The organism is Clostridium sp. AM29-11AC, assembly GCF_003480545.1.
GTDB classification, from domain to species: Bacteria; Bacillota; Clostridia; order Lachnospirales; family Lachnospiraceae; genus Otoolea; species Otoolea saccharolyticum_A.
This window is the reverse complement of sequence record NZ_QUJI01000007.1, coordinates 1-23,116: the sequence shown is the minus strand read 5'-3', so window position 1 is coordinate 23,116 and position 23,116 is coordinate 1. Positions and strand designations below refer to the sequence as shown.

Annotated in this window: 16 protein-coding genes; 15 read left to right on the top strand and 1 reads right to left on the bottom strand. The window is 51.6% G+C overall.

The genetic code is table 11. From position 1 onward, the window contains the following. Positions 1–256: 256 nt before the first annotated feature. The 6 genes from DW757_RS07230 to DW757_RS07200 all read left to right on the top strand — a co-directional run bounded on the left by DW757_RS07230 (position 257) and on the right by DW757_RS07200 (position 9,572). Positions 257–688 (top strand): dUTP diphosphatase, encoded by a 432-nt coding sequence (locus DW757_RS07230; RefSeq protein WP_015574426.1) that lies wholly within the window; start codon positions 257–259, stop codon positions 686–688. 32 nt (positions 689–720) lie between these two features. Further along, positions 721–1,695 carry a tetratricopeptide repeat protein gene (locus DW757_RS07225; protein ID WP_118751379.1) on the top strand — a complete coding sequence of 325 codons (975 nt, stop codon included), beginning with the start codon at positions 721–723 and terminating at the stop codon, positions 1,693–1,695. 156 nt (positions 1,696–1,851) lie between these two features. Beyond that, positions 1,852–3,105 (top strand): GTPase HflX, encoded by a 1,254-nt coding sequence (gene hflX, locus DW757_RS07220; RefSeq protein WP_015544653.1) that lies wholly within the window; start codon positions 1,852–1,854, stop codon positions 3,103–3,105. 254 nt (positions 3,106–3,359) lie between these two features. Beyond that, on the top strand, positions 3,360–5,762 hold the full coding sequence (locus tag DW757_RS07210) for a ribonucleoside triphosphate reductase (protein WP_021966124.1): 2,403 nt from the start codon (positions 3,360–3,362) through the stop codon (positions 5,760–5,762). 310 nt (positions 5,763–6,072) lie between these two features. Then, entirely contained in the window at positions 6,073–8,031 is a 1,959-nt protein-coding gene (locus DW757_RS07205; protein WP_118751377.1) for a fructose-1,6-bisphosphatase, read from the top strand. Positions 8,032–8,189: 158 nt separating this feature from the next. Continuing rightward, positions 8,190–9,572 carry a sodium-dependent transporter gene (locus DW757_RS07200; RefSeq protein ID WP_118751376.1) on the top strand — a complete coding sequence of 461 codons (1,383 nt, stop codon included), beginning with the start codon at positions 8,190–8,192 and terminating at the stop codon, positions 9,570–9,572. A 144-nt stretch (positions 9,573–9,716) separates the two neighbouring features. Here the strand turns inward: DW757_RS07200 and DW757_RS07195 are convergent, their stop codons facing one another. Then, positions 9,717–10,169 (bottom strand): hypothetical protein, encoded by a 453-nt coding sequence (locus tag DW757_RS07195; RefSeq protein ID WP_008395758.1) that lies wholly within the window; start codon positions 10,167–10,169, stop codon positions 9,717–9,719. Positions 10,170–10,498: 329 nt separating this feature from the next. On the opposite strand from DW757_RS07195, the gene DW757_RS07190 reads away from it, so the two are divergent. The 9 genes from DW757_RS07190 (at position 10,499) to DW757_RS07150 (ending at position 22,998) form a co-directional block, all read left to right on the top strand. Beyond that, on the top strand, positions 10,499–10,960 hold the full coding sequence (locus DW757_RS07190) for a MarR family transcriptional regulator (RefSeq protein ID WP_087382006.1): 462 nt from the start codon (positions 10,499–10,501) through the stop codon (positions 10,958–10,960). Continuing rightward, positions 10,957–12,717, top strand: a complete 1,761-nt coding sequence (locus tag DW757_RS07185; protein ID WP_118751375.1) for an ABC transporter ATP-binding protein — start codon at positions 10,957–10,959, stop codon at positions 12,715–12,717. The genes DW757_RS07190 and DW757_RS07185 overlap by 4 nt, the downstream gene beginning before the upstream one ends. Beyond that, positions 12,717–14,531, top strand: coding sequence for an ABC transporter ATP-binding protein (locus tag DW757_RS07180; protein ID WP_021965950.1), 1,815 nt, complete (start codon positions 12,717–12,719; stop codon positions 14,529–14,531). The genes DW757_RS07185 and DW757_RS07180 overlap by 1 nt, the downstream gene beginning before the upstream one ends. 370 nt (positions 14,532–14,901) lie before the next feature. After that, positions 14,902–15,402 carry a flavodoxin family protein gene (locus DW757_RS07175; protein ID WP_044930746.1) on the top strand — a complete coding sequence of 167 codons (501 nt, stop codon included), beginning with the start codon at positions 14,902–14,904 and terminating at the stop codon, positions 15,400–15,402. A 234-nt stretch (positions 15,403–15,636) separates the two neighbouring features. Further along, complete coding sequence (locus DW757_RS07170) at positions 15,637–18,129, top strand: UvrD-helicase domain-containing protein (protein WP_118751374.1); 2,493 nt, start codon at positions 15,637–15,639, stop codon at positions 18,127–18,129. Positions 18,130–18,235: 106 nt separating this feature from the next. Then, the gene (locus DW757_RS07165; protein ID WP_021965953.1) at positions 18,236–18,541 is read left to right on the top strand and encodes a hypothetical protein; all 306 of its coding nucleotides are present in this window, start codon (positions 18,236–18,238) and stop codon (positions 18,539–18,541) included. Positions 18,542–19,170: 629 nt separating this feature from the next. Then, positions 19,171–20,589 (top strand): 23S rRNA (uracil(1939)-C(5))-methyltransferase RlmD, encoded by a 1,419-nt coding sequence (gene rlmD / locus DW757_RS07160; protein WP_118751373.1) that lies wholly within the window; start codon positions 19,171–19,173, stop codon positions 20,587–20,589. Positions 20,590–21,026: 437 nt separating this feature from the next. Continuing rightward, positions 21,027–22,001, top strand: a complete 975-nt coding sequence (locus DW757_RS07155) for a penicillin-binding transpeptidase domain-containing protein (protein ID WP_243033488.1) — start codon at positions 21,027–21,029, stop codon at positions 21,999–22,001. A gap of 142 nt (positions 22,002–22,143) precedes the next feature. Further along, positions 22,144–22,998, top strand: a complete 855-nt coding sequence (locus DW757_RS07150; protein WP_008395722.1) for an SseB family protein — start codon at positions 22,144–22,146, stop codon at positions 22,996–22,998. Positions 22,999–23,116 lie beyond the last annotated feature (118 nt).

Below are 23,116 nucleotides of genomic sequence, written 5' to 3'. Positions count from 1 at the left end.
GAGGGAACACAGACGGAGGACAGGCAGAAAATATAGAGAAAAATGCAGAAAAAAGCCAGTGCATATCAGAAACCGCGTGATATGACCTGGCTTTTCCTGGATTGTGAGAGAGGAACGAAGCCGTATCACACGGCAAAGCGGATGGCAAGAGGCTGATTTTTTGTCTCCAAAAACCCGTGACATTCTCCCGGCGGAATGGTAAAATAGCAGGGAAATCAGAACCAATGGAGATGAAAGAGAGGAACCAGGAAAACAGATGAAAATCAGAATTAAATATTTTACGGACAAAATTGATAAACTGTGTTATATAGACGGAAAATCCGACTGGATTGATCTGCGGGCTGCAGAAGATGTGGAGCTGAAAGCCGGTGAGTTTGCCCTGATCCCCCTCGGAGTGGCCATGGAGCTTCCAAAGGGCTACGAGGCCCATGTGGTGCCCAGGAGCAGCACCTTCAAAAATTTCGGTGTGATTCAGACGAATCATATGGGTGTCATCGATGAAACCTACTGCGGAGATCAGGACCAGTGGTTTTTCCCGGCCTATGCGCTGAGGGATACGGTGATCCATGTCAATGACCGGATCTGCCAGTTCCGTATTATGGAGCATCAGCCTGCCTTTGCCTTCGAGGAAACAGAAACCCTGGGCAATGAGAACAGAGGCGGACACGGAAGCACAGGGAAGAATTAAGAAGCCTGAAGGCTTCGGAAGGTGAGGGGCAGATGAGAGTTCAAAGACGGATCGGCTGGATATTTGCCGTGTCGGCAACAGTTCTTATGATGTCCGGCTGCCAGGACTCAAAGGCCGCCAGGGATGCCAGGCTTGCGGGGATCGAGCAGATGAATCAGGGAAATTATGAGGAGGCTATCGCCTCCTTTGACCTGGCTTTAGACGAGTCGGACGGGATCGTAAATGAATTTGAGCTGGATGTGTTAAAATACAGGGCAGAGGCTGAGTATATGACAGAGGATTTCACGGCAGCGGCCCATACCTATGGGATTTTGGCGGATGTGGATGACGGAAAGCCGGAGTACTTCTACTATCAGGCTGCTTCCGAAGCCATGGCGGGAAACCTGGACGGGGCAGTTAAAGCCTACGAAAGCGCTCTGGGAGATACCTCAGGCGCCGGGGAAAGTGACCCGGACAGGGGAAAAGAGGGCAGCGAGGAGGAGTCAGCTCAGGAGACAGACCGGGAAACAGACAGCCTTCAGACGGAAGAGGACCAGACGGAAGCGGCCCAGGCAGGAAGCAGCCAGGAAGAGACGGAGACTTCCGGCGATTTTTCTGCGCCGAAGCAGAAGTCAATCAGGGAAGCCTCTCTCTCACCTGAGGCCCAGGCAGGCCGCTCTCTGGCCTTGTCAGCCATCGGAAAGGCATACGAGGATCAGGGCCGGTATGAGGAAGCCATGGATTTTTATGAGAGCGCGGCTGACTCAGGCCTCACGGCCGATCTCTATAACCGGATGGGCCTGTGCATGATGGCAGCGGGCCGGTATGACGAAGCCATCTCTTACTTTGAAACGGGAATGACACTGAATGACGAGGTGAAAATGCCGGATTTAAAGTATAACGAAGCCGCTGCTTACGAGTACAAGGGAAATTTTGAAAAGGCCCTGGAGCTTTTAAGAGACTGGGTTTCCGTTTATGGCTCCACTCCTGAGATAGAAAAAGAGATCACCTTCCTGGAGAGCCGGTAACCCCTGGGACAGGAAAGCCAGGCACAAGAAAGCCTGAGAAGGATTGGTCTAAGAAAGGCTGGGCATAAAAAAGACCTGAGCCAGGAAAATAAAAGCTCAGGACAGGAAGACGAGGGACAGGCTGTCCTCCGGGCAGCAGAATGGAGTATTTGATTTATGGCAGAGCTTTATGATATGAGGGAAGAGGCAGAGCGTGTCATTCTGGTAGCAGTCAGCACAGACGACGGGGATGACACGGAGGAGTCGGTGGATGAGCTGGCAGAGCTTGTAAAGACAGCCGGAGCCACGGCCATTGACCGGATCATCCAGAACAGGGAGCGGGTACACCCGGGAACCTATCTGGGCAAGGGAAAGATCGAGGAGGTGAGGGAGCGGGCAGCAGAGCTTCACGCCACGGGCATTGTCTGCGACGATGAGCTGAGCCCGGCCCAGCTTCGCAACCTGGAGGATGCTCTTCAGATAAAGGTGATGGACAGAACTATGGTTATCCTGGATATTTTTGCGTCCCACGCGGTGACGCGGGAGGGGAAAATCCAGGTGGAGCTTGCCCAGCTTCGATACCGGGCGGCCAGACTGGTGGGACTGAGAAATTCTCTTTCCAGGCTTGGCGGAGGAATCGGAACCAGGGGACCGGGAGAGAAAAAGCTGGAGGTGGACCGCCGTCTGATCCACGAGAGAATCGGGCAGCTCAAATCAGAGCTTGAGAATGTGAAGCGCCACAGGGAGGTGGCAAGGCAGCAGAGGGATCGAAACTGTACCGTATCGGCCGCCATCGTGGGCTACACCAACGCGGGAAAATCCACCCTGTTAAACTATCTGACAGACGCGGGGATTCTGGCCCAGGACATGCTGTTTGCCACCCTCGATCCCACCACGAGGACACTGGAGCTTCCCAGCGGGCAGAAAATCCTTCTGACAGATACGGTGGGCTTTATCAGAAAGCTGCCCCATCACCTGATAGAGGCCTTTAAGAGCACCCTTGAGGAGGCGCGCTACAGCGACATTATCCTGCATGTGGTGGATGTATCCAATCCCCAGATGGAGACTCAGATCCACATTGTGTATGAGACACTGAGGCAGCTGGAAATCACGGATAAGACGGTGATCACGGTGTTTAATAAGATGGACCGCCTGACAGGGGATGTGATCCTCAGGGATTTCCGCTCGGACTTCCAGGTGAAGATCTCGGCAAAGACAGGAGAAGGCATTCCGGCCCTTCTGGAGACACTGGAGGGCATTCTCCGCAGCCGCAAGGTGTATCTGGAAAAGGTGTTCCCCTACGCCCAGGCTGGAAAAATCCAGTCCATCCGCAGGTACGGAGAGCTTCTGTCGGAAGAGTATACAGAAGAGGGAATCGCAGTGAAGGCGTATGTGCCGGCTGAGATTTACGGAAGCATTCTGCAGGGCTGAGAAAAACGCCGCCCCGGACCCCTTTGACATACGGGCCCACAGGCGCAAAGAGAAGAAAAATCAGGAGGCGGGGACAGAGACTGCCGGAAAGGCAGAGTGCACGGATATACAAAAAAATAGAGAGAAAAACAGACGAAAAAGCACAATATCTTGTTTTTATTAAAAACATTTTCATAGATATTGTGCTTTCTTCTGTCTTTTGCTATAATGGAGTCTGTACCCTCTTGACGGGTTTTTGGAAAGGAGAAGGCAGTATGATAAATGTGATTAAACGTGACGGAGAGATAGCTGACTTCAATCTGGCGAAGATAACGAATGCCATCAAAAAGGCGTTCAAGGCCACCAGCAATGAGTACAGCCAGGAGATTCTGGAGCTTTTGTCTCTTCGCGTGACCGCTGATTTTCAGCCCAAGCTGAAAAACGGAAAGATCAGCGTGGAGGAGATACAGGACAGCGTGGAACATGTGCTGGAGCAGACCGGATACACAGAGGTTGCGAAGGCTTACATTTTATATAGAAAGCAGAGAGAAAAAATCAGGAACATGAAGGCGACCATCCTGGACTATAAGGATGTGGTGAACAGCTATGTGAAGGTGGAGGACTGGCGGGTGAAGGAAAATTCCACCGTCACCTATTCCGTGGGAGGGCTGATCCTGAGCAATTCAGGCGCTGTCACAGCCAACTACTGGCTGTCAGAGATCTACGATCACGAGGTGGCAGAGGCTCACAGAAACGCCGATATCCATCTGCACGATCTGTCTATGCTGACAGGCTACTGCGCAGGCTGGTCCTTAAAGCAGCTCCTCCTGGAAGGACTTGGGGGCATCACGGGAAAGATCACCTCATCGCCGGCCAGGCACCTTTCCGTTCTCTGCAACCAGATGGTAAACTTCCTGGGAATTATGCAGAACGAGTGGGCAGGAGCACAGGCATTCTCCTCCTTTGACACGTATCTGGCTCCGTTTGTAAAGGTGGACAATCTCTCCTATGACGCAGTCAAAAAGTGCATTGAATCTTTTATCTACGGCGTCAACACGCCAAGCCGCTGGGGAACCCAGGCGCCGTTCTCCAACATTACCCTGGACTGGACCGTTCCGGACGATATGGCTGAGATGAATGCCATCGTGGGCGGAAAGGAGATGGATTTCAAATATAAGGACTGCAAGCACGAGATGGATATGATCAACAAGGCCTTTATTGAGACCATGATCGAGGGAGATGCCAACGGACGCGGCTTCCAGTATCCGATCCCGACCTACTCCATCACCAAGGAGTTTGACTGGTCCGATACAGAAAACAACCGCCTTCTCTTTGAGATGACATCCAAATACGGAACCCCGTATTTTTCAAACTATATTAACAGCGACATGCAGCCCAGCGATGTCAGAAGTATGTGCTGCCGCCTGAGACTGGATTTAAGGGAGCTGAGAAAGAAGACCGGCGGCTTCTTCGGCTCAGGAGAGAGTACCGGTTCAGTAGGCGTAGTGACGATCAATATGCCGAGAATCGCTTATCTGGCAGTGGACGAGGACGATTTTTACCACCGCCTGGATCACATGATGGATGTGGCGGCCCGTTCCCTGAAGACAAAGAGAGAGGTGATCACAAGGCTTCTGGACAACGGGCTGTACCCCTATACAAAACGGTACCTGGGAACCTTTGAAAACCATTTCTCCACCATCGGTCTGGTGGGAATGAATGAGGCGGGCCTCAATGCCAGATGGATTCGCAAGGATCTGACCCACAGGGAGACTCAGGAATTTACAAAGAACGTGCTGAACCACATGAGGGAGAGACTCTCCGATTATCAGGAATTATACGGGGATCTCTACAACCTGGAGGCAACTCCGGCTGAGTCCACCTCCTACAGGCTGGCAAAGCATGACAGAGAGCGGTATCCTGACATCATCACAGCCGGAGCGCCGGGAGAAACGCCGTACTATACAAACAGCTCTCACCTTCCTGTGGGATACACGGACGATGTCTTTGATGCCCTGGATATTCAGGACGAGCTGCAGACTCTTTACACCTCGGGAACCGTATTCCATGCCTTCCTGGGAGAGAAGCTGCCGGACTGGCGGTCTGCGGCCAAACTGGTACGCACCATTGCAGAGAATTACCGGCTGCCCTACTACACGCTGTCGCCGACCTACTCGATCTGCAGAGAGCATGGTTATCTGATCGGAGAGCACTTTACCTGCCCTGTCTGCGGTGAGAAGGCGGAGGTATACAGCCGCATTACCGGCTACTACCGCCCGGTACAGAACTGGAATGAAGGAAAATCCCAGGAGTATAAGGACAGAAAGACCTACAGTATGGGCCATTCCAGGATGAAAAACGGAAAGGAGTTTTCCATCGGCCTGGAGGAGAAGCATGAATCTGCCAGGGAGGAGCCCGCAGATACAGCCAGAAAGGGTGTGGCTGCCAGGGCAGGCGCTTACCTGTTTACCACTAAAACATGTCCCAACTGCCGGATGGCAAAGGAATTTTTAAAGGGAACCGAGTATACGGTAGTCGATGCGGAGGAGAATCCTGACATGTCCGATCAGTTCGGGATTATGCAGGCTCCCACACTGGTTCTCGTGGGAAAGGACGGGGAGATAAAGAAATTCGTCAATGCGTCCAATATCAGGAAGTTTGCCGAGGAACACAGGTAGAGTCTGACAGGAGAATCAGACTGACAGCAGGCGAAAACGGCGCCGCAGCTTCGAAAGAAGGAGGCTGCGGCGCCGTTTTTTCCGTGAGCGCCCCTCTCCCGAAGCTGCGGCGGCCACGTTCTGAAAGAGCCGGGACAGGAGGGCAGGGAGGGAAAGTCTGGGGTTCAGGAATCATTTCGAGTTATTATTTTCACAAAATCCAGATAAAACTGTAAATATTCCCCGTATTATGCTAAAATCATAGACAAGACTAGGAAATGCAGGAAAATTTTTCATTAAATTAAAAACTGCCCAGTATTAGGAGGAGATTATGAAGAACCTGGAAGAGAAGTATCTGGAACGGCTTTCGGAGCTGTACCCGACGATTGCGGCAGCATCCACAGAGGTGATCAACCTGGAAGCCATATTAAACCTTCCCAAGGGGACAGAGCACTTTCTGACGGACGTGCACGGGGAGTATGAGGCCTTTTCCCATGTGCTGAAAAACGGTTCCGGCTCAGTGAAGAGAAAGATTGACGATGTGTTCGGAAATACCCTGAGCCGTCAGGACAAGCAGGCGCTGGCAACGCTGATCTACTATCCGTGGGAAAAGATGGAGCGGATTCTGAAAAAGGAGGAAAATCCGGAAGACTGGTATAAGATTACCCTTTACCGGCTGATTGAGGTATGCCGCAGGGCGTCCAGCAAGTATACGCGCTCCAAGGTGCGAAAGGCTCTCCCCAGGGAGTTTGCCTATGTGATGGAGGAGCTGATCACAGAGAGAGGGGATCTGGCAGACAAGGAATCCTACTATGGGGCCATTGTGCAGACGATTATCCGCGTGGGGAGGGCAGGTCAGTTTATTGCGGCGCTCTGTGAGCTGATTCAGCGTCTGACCGTGGATCACCTGCACATTGTCGGGGATATCTTTGACAGGGGACCGGGACCGCATATCATTATGGACAAGCTGATGGCCTATCACTCTGTGGACGTACAGTGGGGAAACCACGATGTGCTGTGGATGGGGGCGGCAGCAGGGCAGCTCTGCTGCATTGCAAATGTGATCCGCATCTGTGCAAGGTATGGGAATCTCGACATTCTGGAGGATGGGTACGGCATTAACCTGCTTCCTCTGGCGAACTTTGCCCTGAACACCTACGGAGACGATCCCTGTTCCTGTTTTGCACTGAAGGGAACGAATACATATGAGCAGCCGGAGCTGGAGCTGAACCTGAAAATGCACAAGGCGATCTCCGTCATTCAGTTTAAAGCGGAGGGACAGGCGATCAGGCGCCATCCTGAGTTCGGCCTGGGGCACAGAAATCTGCTTCAGCAGATTGACTATGAAAAAGGAACGATCTTTCTGGACGGGAAAGACTATCCCCTTCTCGACACGAACTTTCCCACCATCGATCCCGCAGATCCCTGTCGGTTTACAGAGCAGGAGGCGGACATTATGGATCGCCTTGCCAAGGCTTTTATGGGATGCGAGAAACTGCAGAAGCATATGAAATTCCTGCTTGCCAACGGAAGCCTGTATAAAGTATACAATAACAATCTGCTATACCACGGCTGCGTACCTCTCAATGAGGACGGTACGCTGAAGGAGGTGGAAATTTACGGAAAGCGCTATAAAGGCCGGGCGCTCTACGACGTTCTGGACAATTATGTCCGCAAGGGCTTTGTGGCCGTAGATGAGGAGGAGCGCGAAAAGGGCCGGGATCTGATGTGGTATATCTGGCTCAGCGAGAATTCTCCTCTGTTCGGGAAGGATAAGATGGCCACCTTTGAGCGGTATTTTCTGGCAGAAAAGGAAACGCACCGGGAGGTGAAAAACCCCTATTACAAGTTTCTGGAAAACGAGGAGGTCGTTGACCGGATCCTCCGGGAGTTCGGGCTTGAGCCGGAGGGGGCGCATATTATCAACGGACATGTGCCGGTCAAGTCAAAGGATGGGGAAAGCCCTATTAAATGCGGCGGAAAACTGCTGATCATCGACGGGGGATTTTCCAGAGCCTACCAGAAGGAGACGGGAATTGCCGGGTATACGCTGATTTATAATTCCTACGGACTGATTCTGGCGGCGCACAGACCCTTCGAATCCACAGAAGCGGCCATCGAAAATGAGAGCGATATACATTCAGACAGCACGGTGGTTAAATGGGTTGCCAGAAGAAAGCGGGTGGGAGATACGGACACAGGTCAGGAGCTGAGGGAAAAGATAAAGGATTTGGAGAGGCTTCTGGAGGCTTATTACAGCGGAGCCATAGCAGAAAAGTTTACCGGATAGCATCCTGTTCGTAATTTTGGGATGCCGGCTCTTAACATACCATTTTTTTCTGCCATTTTTATCATTTTAACGCATTAATGTATCATTTTACCTTGTGTTTTATGCAAATATGTAGTAAACTGTCAAGAAATAGGTATATTTATGAAGGAGAAAGTGGAATGGAAAGAGAAAAATTTTCGTCTCGCCTGGGATTTATCCTGATCTCCGCAGGCTGCGCCATTGGCCTGGGAAATGTCTGGAGATTTCCCTATATCGTGGGACAGTACGGCGGAGCAGCTTTTGTGCTGATTTATGTGGCTTTCCTGCTTCTTCTGGGCCTTCCCATCATTGTCATGGAGTTTGCTGTGGGACGTGCCAGCCAGAAGAGCGTGGCTCTGTCTTTTGACGTTTTAGAGCCGAAAGGGAGCAAATGGCATATTGAGAAGTGGTTTGCCATGGCTGGAAACTACATCTTAATGATGTTTTATACAACCGTTGCCGGCTGGCTGGTATACTACTTTGTGAAGATGGCAAAGGGAGACTTTGCCGGTCTTGATCCGGCCGGAGTGTCTGAACAGTTTAATGCCGTGATGGCGAGTCCCTCTATCAACGTGGGATTTATGGTACTGGTGGTTGTGGTCTGCTTTGCCATCTGCGCAATGGGCCTTCAGGCGGGAGTTGAAAAAATTACTAAGATTATGATGGTAGTGCTTCTGGCCCTGATGGTTGTACTGGCCATAAATTCTGTCATGATGGAAAACAGCGGACCAGGACTTGAGTTTTACCTGAAGCCGGATTTCCAGAAGATTAAGGATGCGGGACTCGGAGAGGTGGTGTTCGCCGCTCTGGGACAGTCCTTCTTTACGCTGAGCATCGGAATCGGAGCTCTGGCGATCTTCGGAAGCTACATAGGGAAAGAGAGACGTCTGACAGGAGAGGCTATCAGTGTCCTTATTCTGGACACCTGCGTGGCATTTATGGCTGGACTGATTATATTCCCGGCCTGCTTTGCCTACAATATCGAGGCTGGGCAGGGACCGTCCCTGATCTTTGTGACCCTTCCCAATGTGTTCAACAATATGTCCGGCGGAAGGTTCTGGGGAAGCCTGTTTTTCGTATTCATGGCATTTGCGGCAGGCTCCACGGTAATCGCCGTATTCCAGAATATCGTATCCTTCGCCACGGACCTGACAGGCTGCTCCGTAAAGAAGGCAGTCGCAGTGAATCTGGTGGTTGTGATTATCCTCTCCCTCCCCTGTGCTCTGGGCTTTAATGTGCTGAGTGCAGTTGCACCGTTTGGACCGGGATCCACCATCATGGATCTGGAGGATTTCATTGTCAGCAATAACCTGCTTCCTCTGGGAAGCCTTGTATATCTTTTATTCTGCACAAGCCGTTACGGCTGGGGCTTTAAAAACTTTCTGGCTGAGGCGGATGAGGGAAAGGGAATCAAATTCCCGGCGTGGGCGAGAGTTTACGTTTCCTACGGAATCCCGATTATCGTGCTGGTTATCTTTGTTCAGGGCTACTGGTCAAAGTTTGCACCGATGTTTATGAATTAAAATAAAAAATAACCGGACTGCTGAGGCAGAGGAAAAGCGCCCCTGCCGGGAACTGTATCTGAGTTCCCGGCAGGGGCGCTTTTCATTTATTGGTACGCCTCGGCACAGAGAGATGATGAAGGAATTTGCCGGATGTAAAGTCTGCTACCGGGCGGATGCTTTTGAAAGGCAGGCTTCAATGGCCTGCACTAGGGCAGCCGAGGTATACTGTGTCCCCTCCGGGTATGTAAGGTTTTCCAGGGACTGGGAAGAGCAGATCTGTTCTGAGAGCTGTTCCAGTGCCGGAGCCATGAGAGGGTACATGGTTTCCACGGAATCGCTCAGGGGCGAGAGGGCAATGGAATTGATGTGATCGGAGTCCACTGCCACCTCCAGATCCACAGTCTGACTTCCAAGTACGAGAGAAGTCCGGTAGATGCCGGGGGTGTAGGAAACTGTGCCGGCCTCTGCCTGGCTGGAGGAGACGGCACTGGATTCCTCTTTTGGACGGAACATAATAAAGAACAGAGTGATGAGGATGATGCCAAGGCCGATAAATATGGCCGTATAGATAATTTCCTTCATGCGGAGCACCACGATTTTTGTTTTAGAGCTCATAGAAAGCCCCCCGATTTTGTTTATTACAGTGTATTTGGGAGCATAGGGATTTATGACAGGGAATAGCTGTGAGGAGGGAGGGAGTGGGAATGACTGGCGAAAAAAGAGGCCTCCGTGAAAAAGAAGTGTTAAGGCTTCTGAAAGGGCTTGACTTTAATCCGAAATCGGACTAAAATGGTATCTGCAAGTCCGATTTCGGATTAAGAGAAACTTTCTGAAAGCCCCGGTCAGGGGAGCCGTCTCGAATTGCTCCGGAAGGCTGCAGAGCGGAGCCGGCTTGGCCGGTCTGGAAGAAAGTAAAGATTAAAAACAGTTCAGGGAGGCATAAGATGGAGGAGAATCAGGGGCAGGAGCTCAGAGAATTTAACCGCCTGTACAAAAAGCTGGAGGAGCTGTATCACAGCCTTTCGCTGAGGCTTGGGATGTCAGACAGTATTTTTTCCATTCTCTACACCATCTGCGAGCTGGGAGACGGCTGTTCTCAGAAGGAGATCTGTGAGCAGCTCTCTGCCAGCAAGCAGACGATCAACTCGGCGATACGGAAGCTGGAAAATCAGGGAATCCTCTTTATGAGGAAGGGGGAAAAGGGGAGAGAGCTTCACATTCACCTGACGGAGAGGGGAAGGTGTGAGGTGAGAGAAAAGATTCTTCCTGTCATGGAAGCTGAGGATCAGGCATTTATACGGATGCCTGAGCAGGACCGGGCGGAGTTTCTGCGGCTGAGCCGGATATATGTGGACGCCATGATCCGGGAAACAAGTTCTATCAGGGCTTTGGAGGAAAGAACATGAAGATTTTGATGAGATTTATCAGGCCGTACAGAGGGCTGGCTGCGGCTGCGCTTCTGTTCGTGTTTTTGGATGTGGCGGGAGCCCTTGTCATACCCACCATCACCGCCGATCTGATCAATGTGGGTGTCGGCACCGGAAATATGGACTATATTATAGAGAAGGGAATCCTGATGATGGCAGTCACTGTCCTGGCAGGGGGCTGTGCCCTGCTTGGCAGCCTTCTGTCAGCCAGACTGTCCGCGCTGCTTGGGAGGGATATGAGAAATGCCCTGTATGAAAAGACTCTTTCTTTTTCGATCCACGATTTTGAGCAGTTCGGCACCGGATCCATGATTACCAGGACATTGAATGACGTGTCGGTGATTCAGCAGTCAGCCGTGTGGTGCATCATGATGGTGCTCCCGGTTCCTGCGCTCTCTGCCATGGGGATTGTCATGGCAGTTCTGATCGACCCTGCTATGGGGGCAATCCTGGCGGCTGCGGTGGTGCTTGTCATCCTTTTAGCCTTGGTTATCAGCCGGAGGGCGGCTTCGATCTTTGAGATGCTCCAGCGCTATCTGGATCGGATGAATGTAGTGCTGAGGGAAAATATTACAGGCGTGAGGGTCATCCGGGCGTTTAACAAGGAAAACCATGAGAAAAAGAGGATGAAGAAGTCCTTTGAGGATTACGCAGAGGCTGCTGTAAAGACGAACCAGCTGTTTGCCGCCCTTGACAGCTTTTCCTTCTTTGCAATCAACATCCTGATCGTGGCGATTCTCTGGATCGGAGGAAACAGGATTGGCGCGGGAAGCATGGAAATCGGCGACATCACGGCTCTGACAGAGTACACGATCCTGATTCTCTATTATCTGATGATGGCTCAGATGGTGATTATTCTCCTGCCCAGGGCGCGTGTCTGTCTGGGAAGGCTTGAGGAGGTTCTGACCTGCGAGCCGGAGGTAAAGGACGGAGAGGACGCTGAAAAGGAGAAAAACAGAGACGAAAACAGAGATGAAAAAAGAGACAGACCGGAAGGAGACGGGGCCTTCTGCTTTAAAAATGTTTCGTTCCGGTTTGCAGACGCCGATGAGGACACTCTGAGGAACCTGGACTTTGTCTGCCGCAGAGGGGAGACAACGGCTGTCATAGGAGGAACGGGGAGCGGAAAATCGACCATCGCCAGGCTGCTTCTGCGCTTTTACGATGTGACGGAGGGAGCCATCCTGGCAGACGGGAGAGATATAAGGCAGATGAGCCAGAGGGAGCTCCGCTCAAAAATTTCCTATATCCCCCAGAAGGCATGGCTGTTTTCCGGGACCATCGCTGATAATCTCCGGTACGGGAAACCGGATGTCTCTGAGGAGGAGATGTACCATGCCCTGGATGTGGCCCAGGCAGGCTTTGTGAGGGAGCTGGAGCAGGGGCTTGAATCTCATGTGGCTCAGGGAGGGACGAATTTCTCCGGCGGCCAGAAGCAGAGGCTTGCCATTGCAAGAGCCCTTATGAAGAAGGCGGATCTGTACATTTTCGATGACAGCTTTTCTGCTCTGGACTTTAAGACGGACAGCGCCCTCAGAAGGGCGCTGAAGGCAGAGACGGGGGATGCGGCCGTGCTGATCATTGCCCAGAGGATCAACACAATTCTGAACGCAGAGCAGATCATTGTGCTGAATGAGGGACAGATTGCCGGGATCGGAACACATGAAAGTCTTCTGAGAGAGTGCAGTGTGTACCAGGAAATCGCCCGATCACAGATGAAGGGAGGGGAGGCATAGTGGATACAGAGAAGAGTTACCTGGAGGATGAACTGGAGCTGGAGGTGCCAAAGAACGGGCTTAAGACCATGAAGCGGATGTGGGATTCTGCGCCGGAGCAGCACCTGCGGCTGCTTTTAGTCATGATTTCTGTTGTGTGCTATACGCTGTTTTCCATTGTATCGCCCCTCTACAGCGCACACCTGGTGGATCTGATATGGAACGGGGTGAAGGAGTCTGCCGCCCAGGGGACGGTTTTCAGCTTCAGCTGGGCCCGGGGAGGGCGGGAGCTGCTCATCCTGTTTCTCCTCTATTCTGTCACCTGGCTGTTCTATACGGCCCAGAATTTCCTGATGGCCGGCTTTGCAGAAAAGCTGAACCTGAATCTGAGGGAACAGATCAGCAGGAAATTAAACAGGCTGCCCCTGTCCTACTTCGACGGGCACCAGCCGGGAGAGATTTTAAGCCGCGCCACAAACGATCTGGACAAAATGTCAGAGGCCCTTCAGACCGGGCTTTTGAAACTGTTTACCTCAGTGGGGCTGGCGGCAGGCTCGCTGATTATGATGCTTCGCTATAACCTTATTCTTACGGCAGTGTTCCTGGTATTTACAGGGCTGTCCATGGTGCTCACAAATATATTTTCAGGAAAGACGCTCCGCTTCTCTGCCAGAAGGCAGAGGGCCATGAGCAGGCTGACCAGCTGTGTGGAGGAGTCCTACAGCGGGCGCGTGATTATCCGGGCATTTAACCGGGAGGAGGAAAGTCTTGCGTCCATGAAGGAGGCTTCGGAGGAGCTTGCCAGAACCTCCATCCAGGCAGAATTTCTGGCCCAGGCCATCAATCCGGCCATCCGCTTTGTAAACCGGACGGGGCAGGTGCTGATTGCCGTTCTGGCCGGAAAATTTTTGATTGATGGGGCATTGACGGTAGGCGCTATCCAGGCCTTTTTCCAGTACGTCTACCAGGCCGCGGAGCCGCTGACAGAGGCATCCTATATGATCAATTCCATGCAGTCGGCTCTGGCCTCCATGGAGCATATTTACAGAATGCTTGACGAGGAGGAGATTACAGAGGAGCCTGAGCACCCCGTAAGCGTGTCAGGCGCCAGGGGAAGCGTGGAATTTCAGGATGTGCGCTTTGGCTATTCACCGGATCACATTTTGATGAAGCAGATCAGCTTTTCCGTAAAACCGGGGCAGAAAATTGCCATTGTAGGAAATACGGGCGCGGGAAAGACAACGCTGATTAACCTTCTCATGCGTTTTTATGAGGTAAACAGCGGAAGGATTCTGCTGGACGGAGAGGATACGGCTCAAATGACCAGGGCGGAGCTTCGGAAAAATTTCGGCATGGTGCTTCAGGATACCTGGCTGTTTGGGGGAACCATAGCGGAAAATATCGCCTACGGAAGGCCGGATGCCTCCAGAGAAGAGGTGATCGCGGCTGCTAAGGCCGCCCATGTGGATTTCTTTATCCGCACTCTCCCCAAGGGATATGATACCATTCTGGACAATGAGGCGGAGAATATCTCGGTTGGCCAGAGACAGCTTCTCACCATCGCCCGGGTGATGCTCTGCAATCCTCCGGTGCTGATCCTGGATGAGGCCACATCCAGCGTAGACACGCGGACGGAGATGGCCATAGGAGAGGCCATGCAGTCGTTAATGAAGGGAAGAACCAGCTTCGTCATCGCCCACCGCCTGTCGACGATTGTGGATGCAGATCTGATTCTGGTGATGAAGGACGGTGATATTATCGAGCAGGGAAGCCACCGGGAGCTTCTGAAGGCCGGAGGAGCGTACGCAGAGCTCTATAACAGCCAGTTTGCCTAGGCGCGGAGGGCACAGACGTTTCCAGCAGTTTTTTCTGACAGCAGAGGGAATTTGCGGTATAATGACCGCAGAGCGGTCATTATACCTGCGCCGAGCCGCTGGCGCCCGAAGGGAGCCAAAACACCACTGCGGCGAGTGCGCATCCCTCAGGGGAGAATGGCATATCCGAAGGATATGATATAATGACCGCAGAGCGGATACTAGATCCGAAGGATATGGCATGATAAAAGAAACGGTTCACAGGCAGTGTTGTGCCACACAGGGTGAGCCGGAAAAGGGGCTGCGGAGCCGTCAGCCCTGCAGGCAGGCTGTTTTTGGCGGGAATGCCTGGGGATGGGAGCGGCTCAGACGGCAGAAAGGATGGAGAAGGATGAAGATTGCAATTATTTATTACAGCCAGACAGGTCACACCAGAGAGATGGGCTCTGTGATTGCAGAGGGAGTGGAGCGCGCCGGCGGTGAGGCAAGGCTCTTTTCCGTGGAGGAGCCGGTGGACGAGGAGTATGTAAACTCCTGCGACGGAGTCATTATCGGAACGCCTACCTGGCTTGCCAATACCTGCTGGCAGATTAAAAAGTGGTTTGACGTGGACAGCGGGAAGCTGAAGCTGGCAGGAAAGCTGGGAGGCGTATATGCTACAGCCCACTATGCCCAGGGGGGAGGCGATGTGGCTCTCATGAATATGATCGGCCACATGCTGGTGAAGGGAATGCTTCTCTACTCCGGCGGTGCTTCCCTGGGAAAACCTTTCATCCATCTGGGGCCGGTTGCCCTGGATTCCGTGGGAACTCATTTTGAGGACTGCAAGGAGGACTTCCGGATCTACGGAGAGCGGTTTGCCAGAAAAGCAGGCGAGCTGTTTGAAAAATAGAGGCAGGACAAGACTGACAGAAGAAGGCTGAGAGAAAACAGAGCGGAGAAAGTCCGGCGAAGAAACAAGAACCGGGAAATCGGACAGACTGAGGAGTCACATTCCAAAAGTCTGTTCGATTTTTTTCGTGACACTGGGGGAGAAATATATTATAATGAACCCATTGCAGTGCAGGCCGAAGAGACGGCGCGGCAGAATACTGCCAGATGGAGCACGATATAGGAGAATAGAAATATGGGAAATAAATTTGATTTGCTGAATCCGAAGCAGAAGGAGGCGGTTTTCCACACAGAGGGGCCTCTTCTTGTTCTGGCTGGAGCCGGTTCGGGAAAAACGAGAGTTCTGACCCACAGGATAGCCTATCTCATAGAGGAAAAGGGGGTGAACCCCTGGAATATTATGGCCATCACCTTTACCAACAAGGCGGCAGCCGAGATGAGGGAGAGGGTGGACCAGATTGTGGGCTTTGGCTCTGAGAGCATCTGGGTGAGCACCTTTCACTCCTCCTGTGTGCGGATCCTCAGAAGACATATAGACAGGCTGGGATATGACACCAGCTTCACCATCTATGACACGGATGATCAGAGAACTCTGATGAAGCAGATTTTCAAGCGCCTTCAGGTGGATACCAAGCAGTTTAAGGAGAGAAGTGTGCTGGGAAGGATTTCCTCCCTTAAAAACGAGATGATCCGGCCAGACGAGGCCCTTACAAACGCAGGGGGGGACTTCAGGGAGAAAAAGATCGCAGAGCTCTACGGAGAGTACCAGAAGGCTCTGAAAAATAATAATGCCCTGGATTTCGACGATCTGCTGGTTAAGACTGTGGAGCTGTTTGAGGCGGATCAGGAGGTTCTCGCCTATTATCAGAACCGGTTCCGCTACATTATGGTGGACGAGTACCAGGACACTAATATGGTGCAGTTTAAGCTGGTTGATCTGCTGGCGGGAAAGTACAGGAATATCTGCGTGGTGGGCGACGACGACCAGTCCATCTACAAGTTCAGGGGGGCTGACATTGAAAATATCCTGAGCTTTGAGAAGGCGTTCCCGGGAGCACAGGTCATCAAACTGGAACAGAATTACCGCTCCACCCAGAATATTCTGAATGCCGCCAACGAGGTGATCCGAAATAACAGAGGCAGAAAGGATAAAACCCTCTGGACGGCCAACGGGGAGGGCGAGCGTGTGCGTCTTGCCCAGTTTGACACAGCTTATGAAGAGGCGGACTATATAGCGTGTGACATTAAGGCCGAGTCCGCCAAGGAAAACCGTCCCTTTTCCGACTTCGCTGTGCTGTACCGGACCAACGCCCAGTCCCGCCTTCTGGAGGAGAAAATGATTCTCCACAGCATCCCGTACCGACTGGTGGGCGGCGTCAACTTCTATCAGAGAAAAGAGATCAAGGATATTCTCTCTTATTTGAAAACCATCGCAAACGGCCAGGACGATCTGGCTGTCCAGAGAATTGTCAATGTGCCAAAGCGGGGAATCGGAGCAACATCCATGGGAAGGGTGATTGCCTTTGCCTCTGCAGGCGGTATGAGCTTTTATGACGCCCTCCTCCGCGTGAAGGCTGTTCCGTCCATCGGGAAGGCAGCTGACAAGATTGGAGTGTTTACAGAACAGATCGAGGACTTTAAGGCAAGGCTGGGGGAGCTGAGCTTAAAGGAGCTTATCGAAGAAATACTTGAAAACACCGGATACCGCAAGGAGATTGAGGCTGAGGGAGAGGTCGAGGCGGAAACCAGGCTTCAGAATATCCAGGAGCTGATCAACAAGGCAGTGGCCTACTGGGACAATGAGGAGAACCCCACCCTGGACGGCTTCCTGGAGGAGGTGGCTCTGGTGGCGGATGTGGACAGCATGGACGAGTCGGAAAACCGTGTGGTGCTCATGACGCTCCACAGCGCCAAGGGACTGGAATTCCCCCATGTGTACCTGAGCGGAATGGAGGATGGGCTGTTTCCCAGCAGCATGTCAATCATGTCCGACGACGGGGACGCGGTGGAGGAGGAGCGCCGCCTCTGCTATGTGGGAATCACAAGGGCCAGAGAGAGGCTTACCCTGACGGCAGCCAGACAGAGGATGACTAACGGGGAGACAAGGTTTTCCAGGCTCAGCCGCTTTGTGGAAGAAATCCCGCCCCTTCTTCTGGACAGGCAGAACAAGCCCTCTGCCTTTGAGAGAGGGGGAACGGGAGCCGGCGGATCCGGGCTTCACTTCGCGGAGGATGAGTTTGATGACAGGGGTCTGCCCTGGGGAGATGATTTTGAGCTGGGCTTTGGTTCCCGCCCGTCCGGCCGCCAGAGCGGAAGATTTGGAGAGGGACAGGGCAGTCTGTCCTCCTCAGGTTCCTCCTGGTCGGGCAATTCCTCCTGGGGAGGAGGATGGGGAGGCTCCTCAGTCTCTTCCGGCGACTGGGACCGCTCCACAGAAGGGTTTACTGTGCCGAAACGTCCGGCCGGCTTCAGCGCCTTCGGTCAGAAGCCAAACGCCTATGCCTCTAAGACCTCCAGCCCGGCCCCTTCCTTCGGAAAGCAGTTCACGGTCCAGAAGGCAGGAAGCCTTGACTATAAGGCCGGAGACCGTGTCCGCCACATAAAATTCGGGGAGGGAACCGTAAAGAATATTGTGGACGGCGGAAAGGATTACGAGGTGACCGTGGACTTTGACAGAGCCGGAATCAAAAAAATGTTTGCATCCTTTGCAAAATTGAAAAAATTGTAATAAATTTATTGTTTTCACATAAAATATGTATAGTAAAAAGACAGAGATAATGGTATAATAATAAAGACATATCCATTAGAAGGTTATGGAGAAAGGACGTGACAAGATGAATAAATTCGATCTGATGGGCAAGGATGCTTTTAACAGAGTGGAAGAGATTATGAATGCCACAAAACTCAACGAATTCCTTCACAGAAAAGAGGAGGAGGAGAAGAAAAAAACCTGCATTCTCTGGATTCTGGCGATTATCGGCGTGGTAGCTGCTGTAGCGGCAATCGCTTATGGAGTGTATCGTTTCTTTACTCCTGACTATCTTGAGGATTTTGAGGACGATTTCGAGGATGACTTCGACGATGACTTCTTCGACGAGGAAGAGGCAGAGGCTGTCGAGAAGGAGAAGGACAAAGAATAAAAGAAAGAATCAGAACAGGATGGAACTGTTTTGAAAATTGGGGGGCTGTGAAAAAATGATTTCTCATTTTTTCGCAGCCCCCCGTTCTTACGTTTCAGGGGAAAAGAGGTTCCGGTAGCACTACAAAATATACCGGCAGAGGTAGCCAAAGACAGATTTTTTGTGTATACTGTTGGAAGTCGGAAGCCAGGAACCGTAGCATTATCAGAGAAATTTGGAAAGCTGCCGGTACTGCCCGTGGTCGGGTGCGTCTTCCATGCAGGAGCATTATCGGAAAAAAAGACAAACTATCAGACTGGCATACAGTCGGATATGTCCTCAATGCAGGAATGCTGCCTGTGAAATCTGATATTGGATATGCCACCAATAGCGGAAGCAGGAGACCGGCGGCATGATTCGGAAAATCCGGGCTGTCTGCCTGGAAAGGGCAGGAGATTACAGGATTAGACAAGATGGGGAAAGCTGAGAAAGATGGAAAAAGCTGAAAAAGACAGGTGAAGCTGAGAAGGGTACGAGAGGTTGAGGACGATGCAGCAAGCTTTAAAATGGTGGAAGGCTTAAAAGCTGAGTAATAACCGTAAGGAACAGGAAGATACAGTAGATCATGGAAGAGACTAAAAGGAGACAAGATGAAAAAAGGTGAGATTTACGAGGGGATTGTAGAGAAGATGGATTTTCCCAACAAGGGAATCATTTATATTGAGGGAGAGCGGGCTACGGTGAAGAATGCCCTTCCCGGACAGAAGGTAAAATTTCTGGTGAATAAAAAGAGAAAGGGAAAATGCGAGGGCCGTCTTCTGGAAGTGACAGAACTGGCAGCTGTGGAGCTGGCCGATGCCTGTCCGCACTTTGGAATCTGCGGAGGCTGCCTGTTTCAGACCTTTCCCTATGAGGAGCAGCTGAAAATCAAGGAGGGACAGGTAAGAGAGCTTCTGGAGGGTGTGCTGGGGACACCGGGAGTCTCGGGAACATGGAATTTTGAGGGGATTATCGGAAGTCCTGCCGCAGAGCGGTACAGAAATAAGATGGAGTTTTCCTTCGGAGATGAGGTGAAGGATGGCCCCTTAGCCCTGGGTATGCATAAGAGAGGCAGCTTTTACGATGTGGTGACAGTTGGCGGATGCCGGATTGTCCATGAAGATTTTACGAAGATTCTTCTCTGTACCAAGGAATTTTTTGAAGAGAGACAGATTCCGTTTTATAAAAAGATGCAGCAGACAGGGTATCTGCGCCACCTGCTTGTGAGAAGGGCGGTAAAGACAGGGGAAATTCTTATTGACTTAATCACGACGACCCAGACCCACACCCTGCAGACAGCACAGTTTGGCGGGACAGAGGAGGAGCTTCTGAACCAGTGGAGGGAGAAAATTCTGTCTCTTTCGCTGGAAGGGACTCTGGCCGGCATTCTCCATACGAAAAATGATACGCTGGCAGACGCGGTAAAGGATGAGGGCACAGAGATACTGTTTGGACAGGATTACTTTTACGAGGAGCTTCTGGGGCTTAAATTCCGTATTTCTCCGTTCTCCTTCTTCCAGACCAACTCTCTGGGAGCAGAGGTCCTCTATGAGAAAACCAGAGAGTATGTAGGAGGCGTGGACGGGAAGGTAGTCTTCGACCTGTACAGCGGCACGGGAACCATTGCCCAGATTCTGGCACCTGTGGCACAGAAGGTTGTAGGCGTGGAGATTGTGGAGGAGGCCGTGGAGGCCGCCAGGGTAAACGCTGAGCGAAACGGACTCTCCAACTGCGAATTCATCGCAGGGGACGTGCTCAAGGTAGTGGGAGAGCTGACCGACAAGCCGGATCTGATCGTGCTCGATCCGCCCAGGGATGGGATTCATCCAAAGGCTATAGAAAAGATCATTGACTTCGGCGTAGAACGGATGGTGTATGTGTCCTGCAAGCCTACAAGCCTGGCAAGAGACCTGGAAATACTGACGGCGAGAGGGTATGCGGTGGAGAGAGCGTGCTGCGTGGATATGTTTCCGGGGACGGGGAATGTGGAGACGGTTGTCTTACTCTCCCACAAAACCCAGACAGCATAATAGCGTAAAAGCCAAGTTCGGCAAGAGATAAGGTAAAGCCGGTAGCCATGTTTTATGAAGCTATCTGAATATATCTGAATATGTCCCCGTAAGCAGACGAATCTTCAGACGCCAAAGCCCTGAGCTGCGCTCACCTCCCAAATTTTGCTGTCCGATGTTAAACTCATTTCCCTTGGCGGATATTATCAGTCGGCGCAGGGAAAACCTGCACGGAAGGCCTTTCTACAGTGCGGGAGGAATGTTTTGCCCTGAGATAAGGTAGAGCAGAACTGCACTTTTAAAGCACTTTCCCAAACGGGGTAGGAGAAATCGGCCGGAACCATATCCGATTTTCGTTTGCTTCTATGATTTGCCGGGGATAGCAGAATATTAGGTCAGAAGACAGAATACTAAAAGATTTATAAGAGAAAAAGAAAGATCAGGAGGAAATGTATCAAATGAAACCGATCCGTCTATTGGCTGCTGCCATCACACTGTCTGCAATGCTGTCTGGCTGTGATTCTGAGTCTGAGCAGGACAAATCTCCGTCATTTCAGAATGAGACAGCTTCGGCCGTCCGGGAGAAAAAGTCAGCCGCAGAGTCAGAAGAAATAAAGCTGCCGTCTGCAGAGACTGTGCCTGAAACGGAAGCACTGGCCTCAGTATCACCAGCCACAGTGCTCTGTCCTGACTGGGCATCTTATTTTGGGGAGCTGAACGGCGCCGCCGTCATATTTGATCCGGACGAATATACAGTTCAGATTTATAATGAAGACCTGGCAGATACCCGACATTCCCCCTGCTCCACCTTCAAAATAATTTCTTCCCTGGCGGGCCTGGAAAACGGTGTCATTGATCCGGAGAATTCCACCCGCTCCTGGAGCGGTGAGATTTTCTGGAATGACGACTGGAACAGGGATATCGACTTTCTCTCTGCCTTCCAGACCTCATGTGTCTGGTATTACCGGCAAGTGATTGATGAAATCGGCTCGGATGGGATGAAACGCGCTCTCGATGACCTTCAATACGGCAACTGCGATATATCAGACTGGGAGGGGCATCTGAACAATAACAACAGCAATCCGGCCCTCACTGGCTTTTGGATCGAATCATCCCTGAAAATTTCACCGAGAGAACAGACCGAAGTGATGGAGAGGATTTTTGGAAGTTCCTCAAAATATTCCTCAGACACCAGGGCTCTTCTTGAAAAAGCTATGTTTTATTCAGAGGGGAGTGATGAAAGCTGTGCGGTCTACGGAAAAACGGGGATGGGAAAATCGGAAGGAACTGTAGTAGACTGTTGGTATACAGGCTTTGCAGACGTCGGACACCGCATCTATTTTTGTATTTATCTGGGAGAAACACCCGGTCAAAATGTGTCTAGTTCCCGGGCAAGAGAAATCGCTGTTTCACTGATAAAGGATAATTTTTAATGCTTCCTGTTTCGGGCGCGCCGGGAGTTCTGTTCAGCCCCTCCTTTTTATTGACACGAAAATCTCTTTTGCTTATAATTGATTAGAGAAAAAACGCGCTTTTCAGTGGGCCTTCCGCGGAAAGCAGGCGGAAGGAGAAGATATGATGAGCAATGAAGAAAAAAATACGGCAGTTCTGGAAAAAAAGGAGCTGCTCTTAAAGATGAGAAATGTGCCGGAGCTTTACGTTCTGATGTCTGTATGCACGAAACAGCCCTATGTGGTCTGTGACCCGGAAACCTTTGATGATGAGATTCTGATGTTTTTCACAGAGGAGGAGGCAAGAGAAAAGGGAAAGGCGCTTCTGGAAGAGAAGATCCCTGTTTCGATTGTGAGGGTGGAGGAAAAGCAGAAGCTCCTGTTTTTCACAAGCCTTTTTACGCTGGGGGTGAACGCGATCCTCATGGCCAATGGCGGCGAGGAGACGCTTCTGCAGCTTGAGGAGCTGGTGAGAAGGAAGAGCCAGGAGGAGCAGCCGGAGGGAACGGTGTGGATTGAGAATCCTCAGCTTCAGCTCACCTCTCTCTACTATGCCCAGGAGATGAGGAAGCAGCCAAACCCGCAGCATGATGCAAATACGGCAGGGCTTCTTGACGAGCTTCTGGCAGATTTCAAAAAGGGCAAATTTATTATGGCAGTGCAGAAGGAGGAGAAGGGCGTTCCGCTGGCAAAGATGAAGGACGGAAACCTGTATCAGCCGGTTTTTACGGATGCACTGGAATTCCAGAAATTCAACAGGGAAAACAAATTCCGCCCGATTGCCGTTCCGGCCGAGAAGCTGGCTTCACTTCTGGTTCCGGATGCCAAGGGCGTTGTGCTGAATATTATGAGTATTAACCTGCCGTTTACCATTAACAGAACGCCGGCAGGAGCAGGACCAAAGGCTTCTGAGGGACAGGTGGAGGCAGGTCAGGTGGAGACTGCCCCGACAGAGGGAGAAGAGCCCACAATGGCATAGAGGAATTTCTGAGCCCGGATGAAAGGACGCAGGCGGAATATTATTCCGCCTGCTTTTTCTTGGTGTGCCCGGCGGGCACACGTTCTAACGGGTGAAAGTCGTGTGTTCTGCAAGCTGT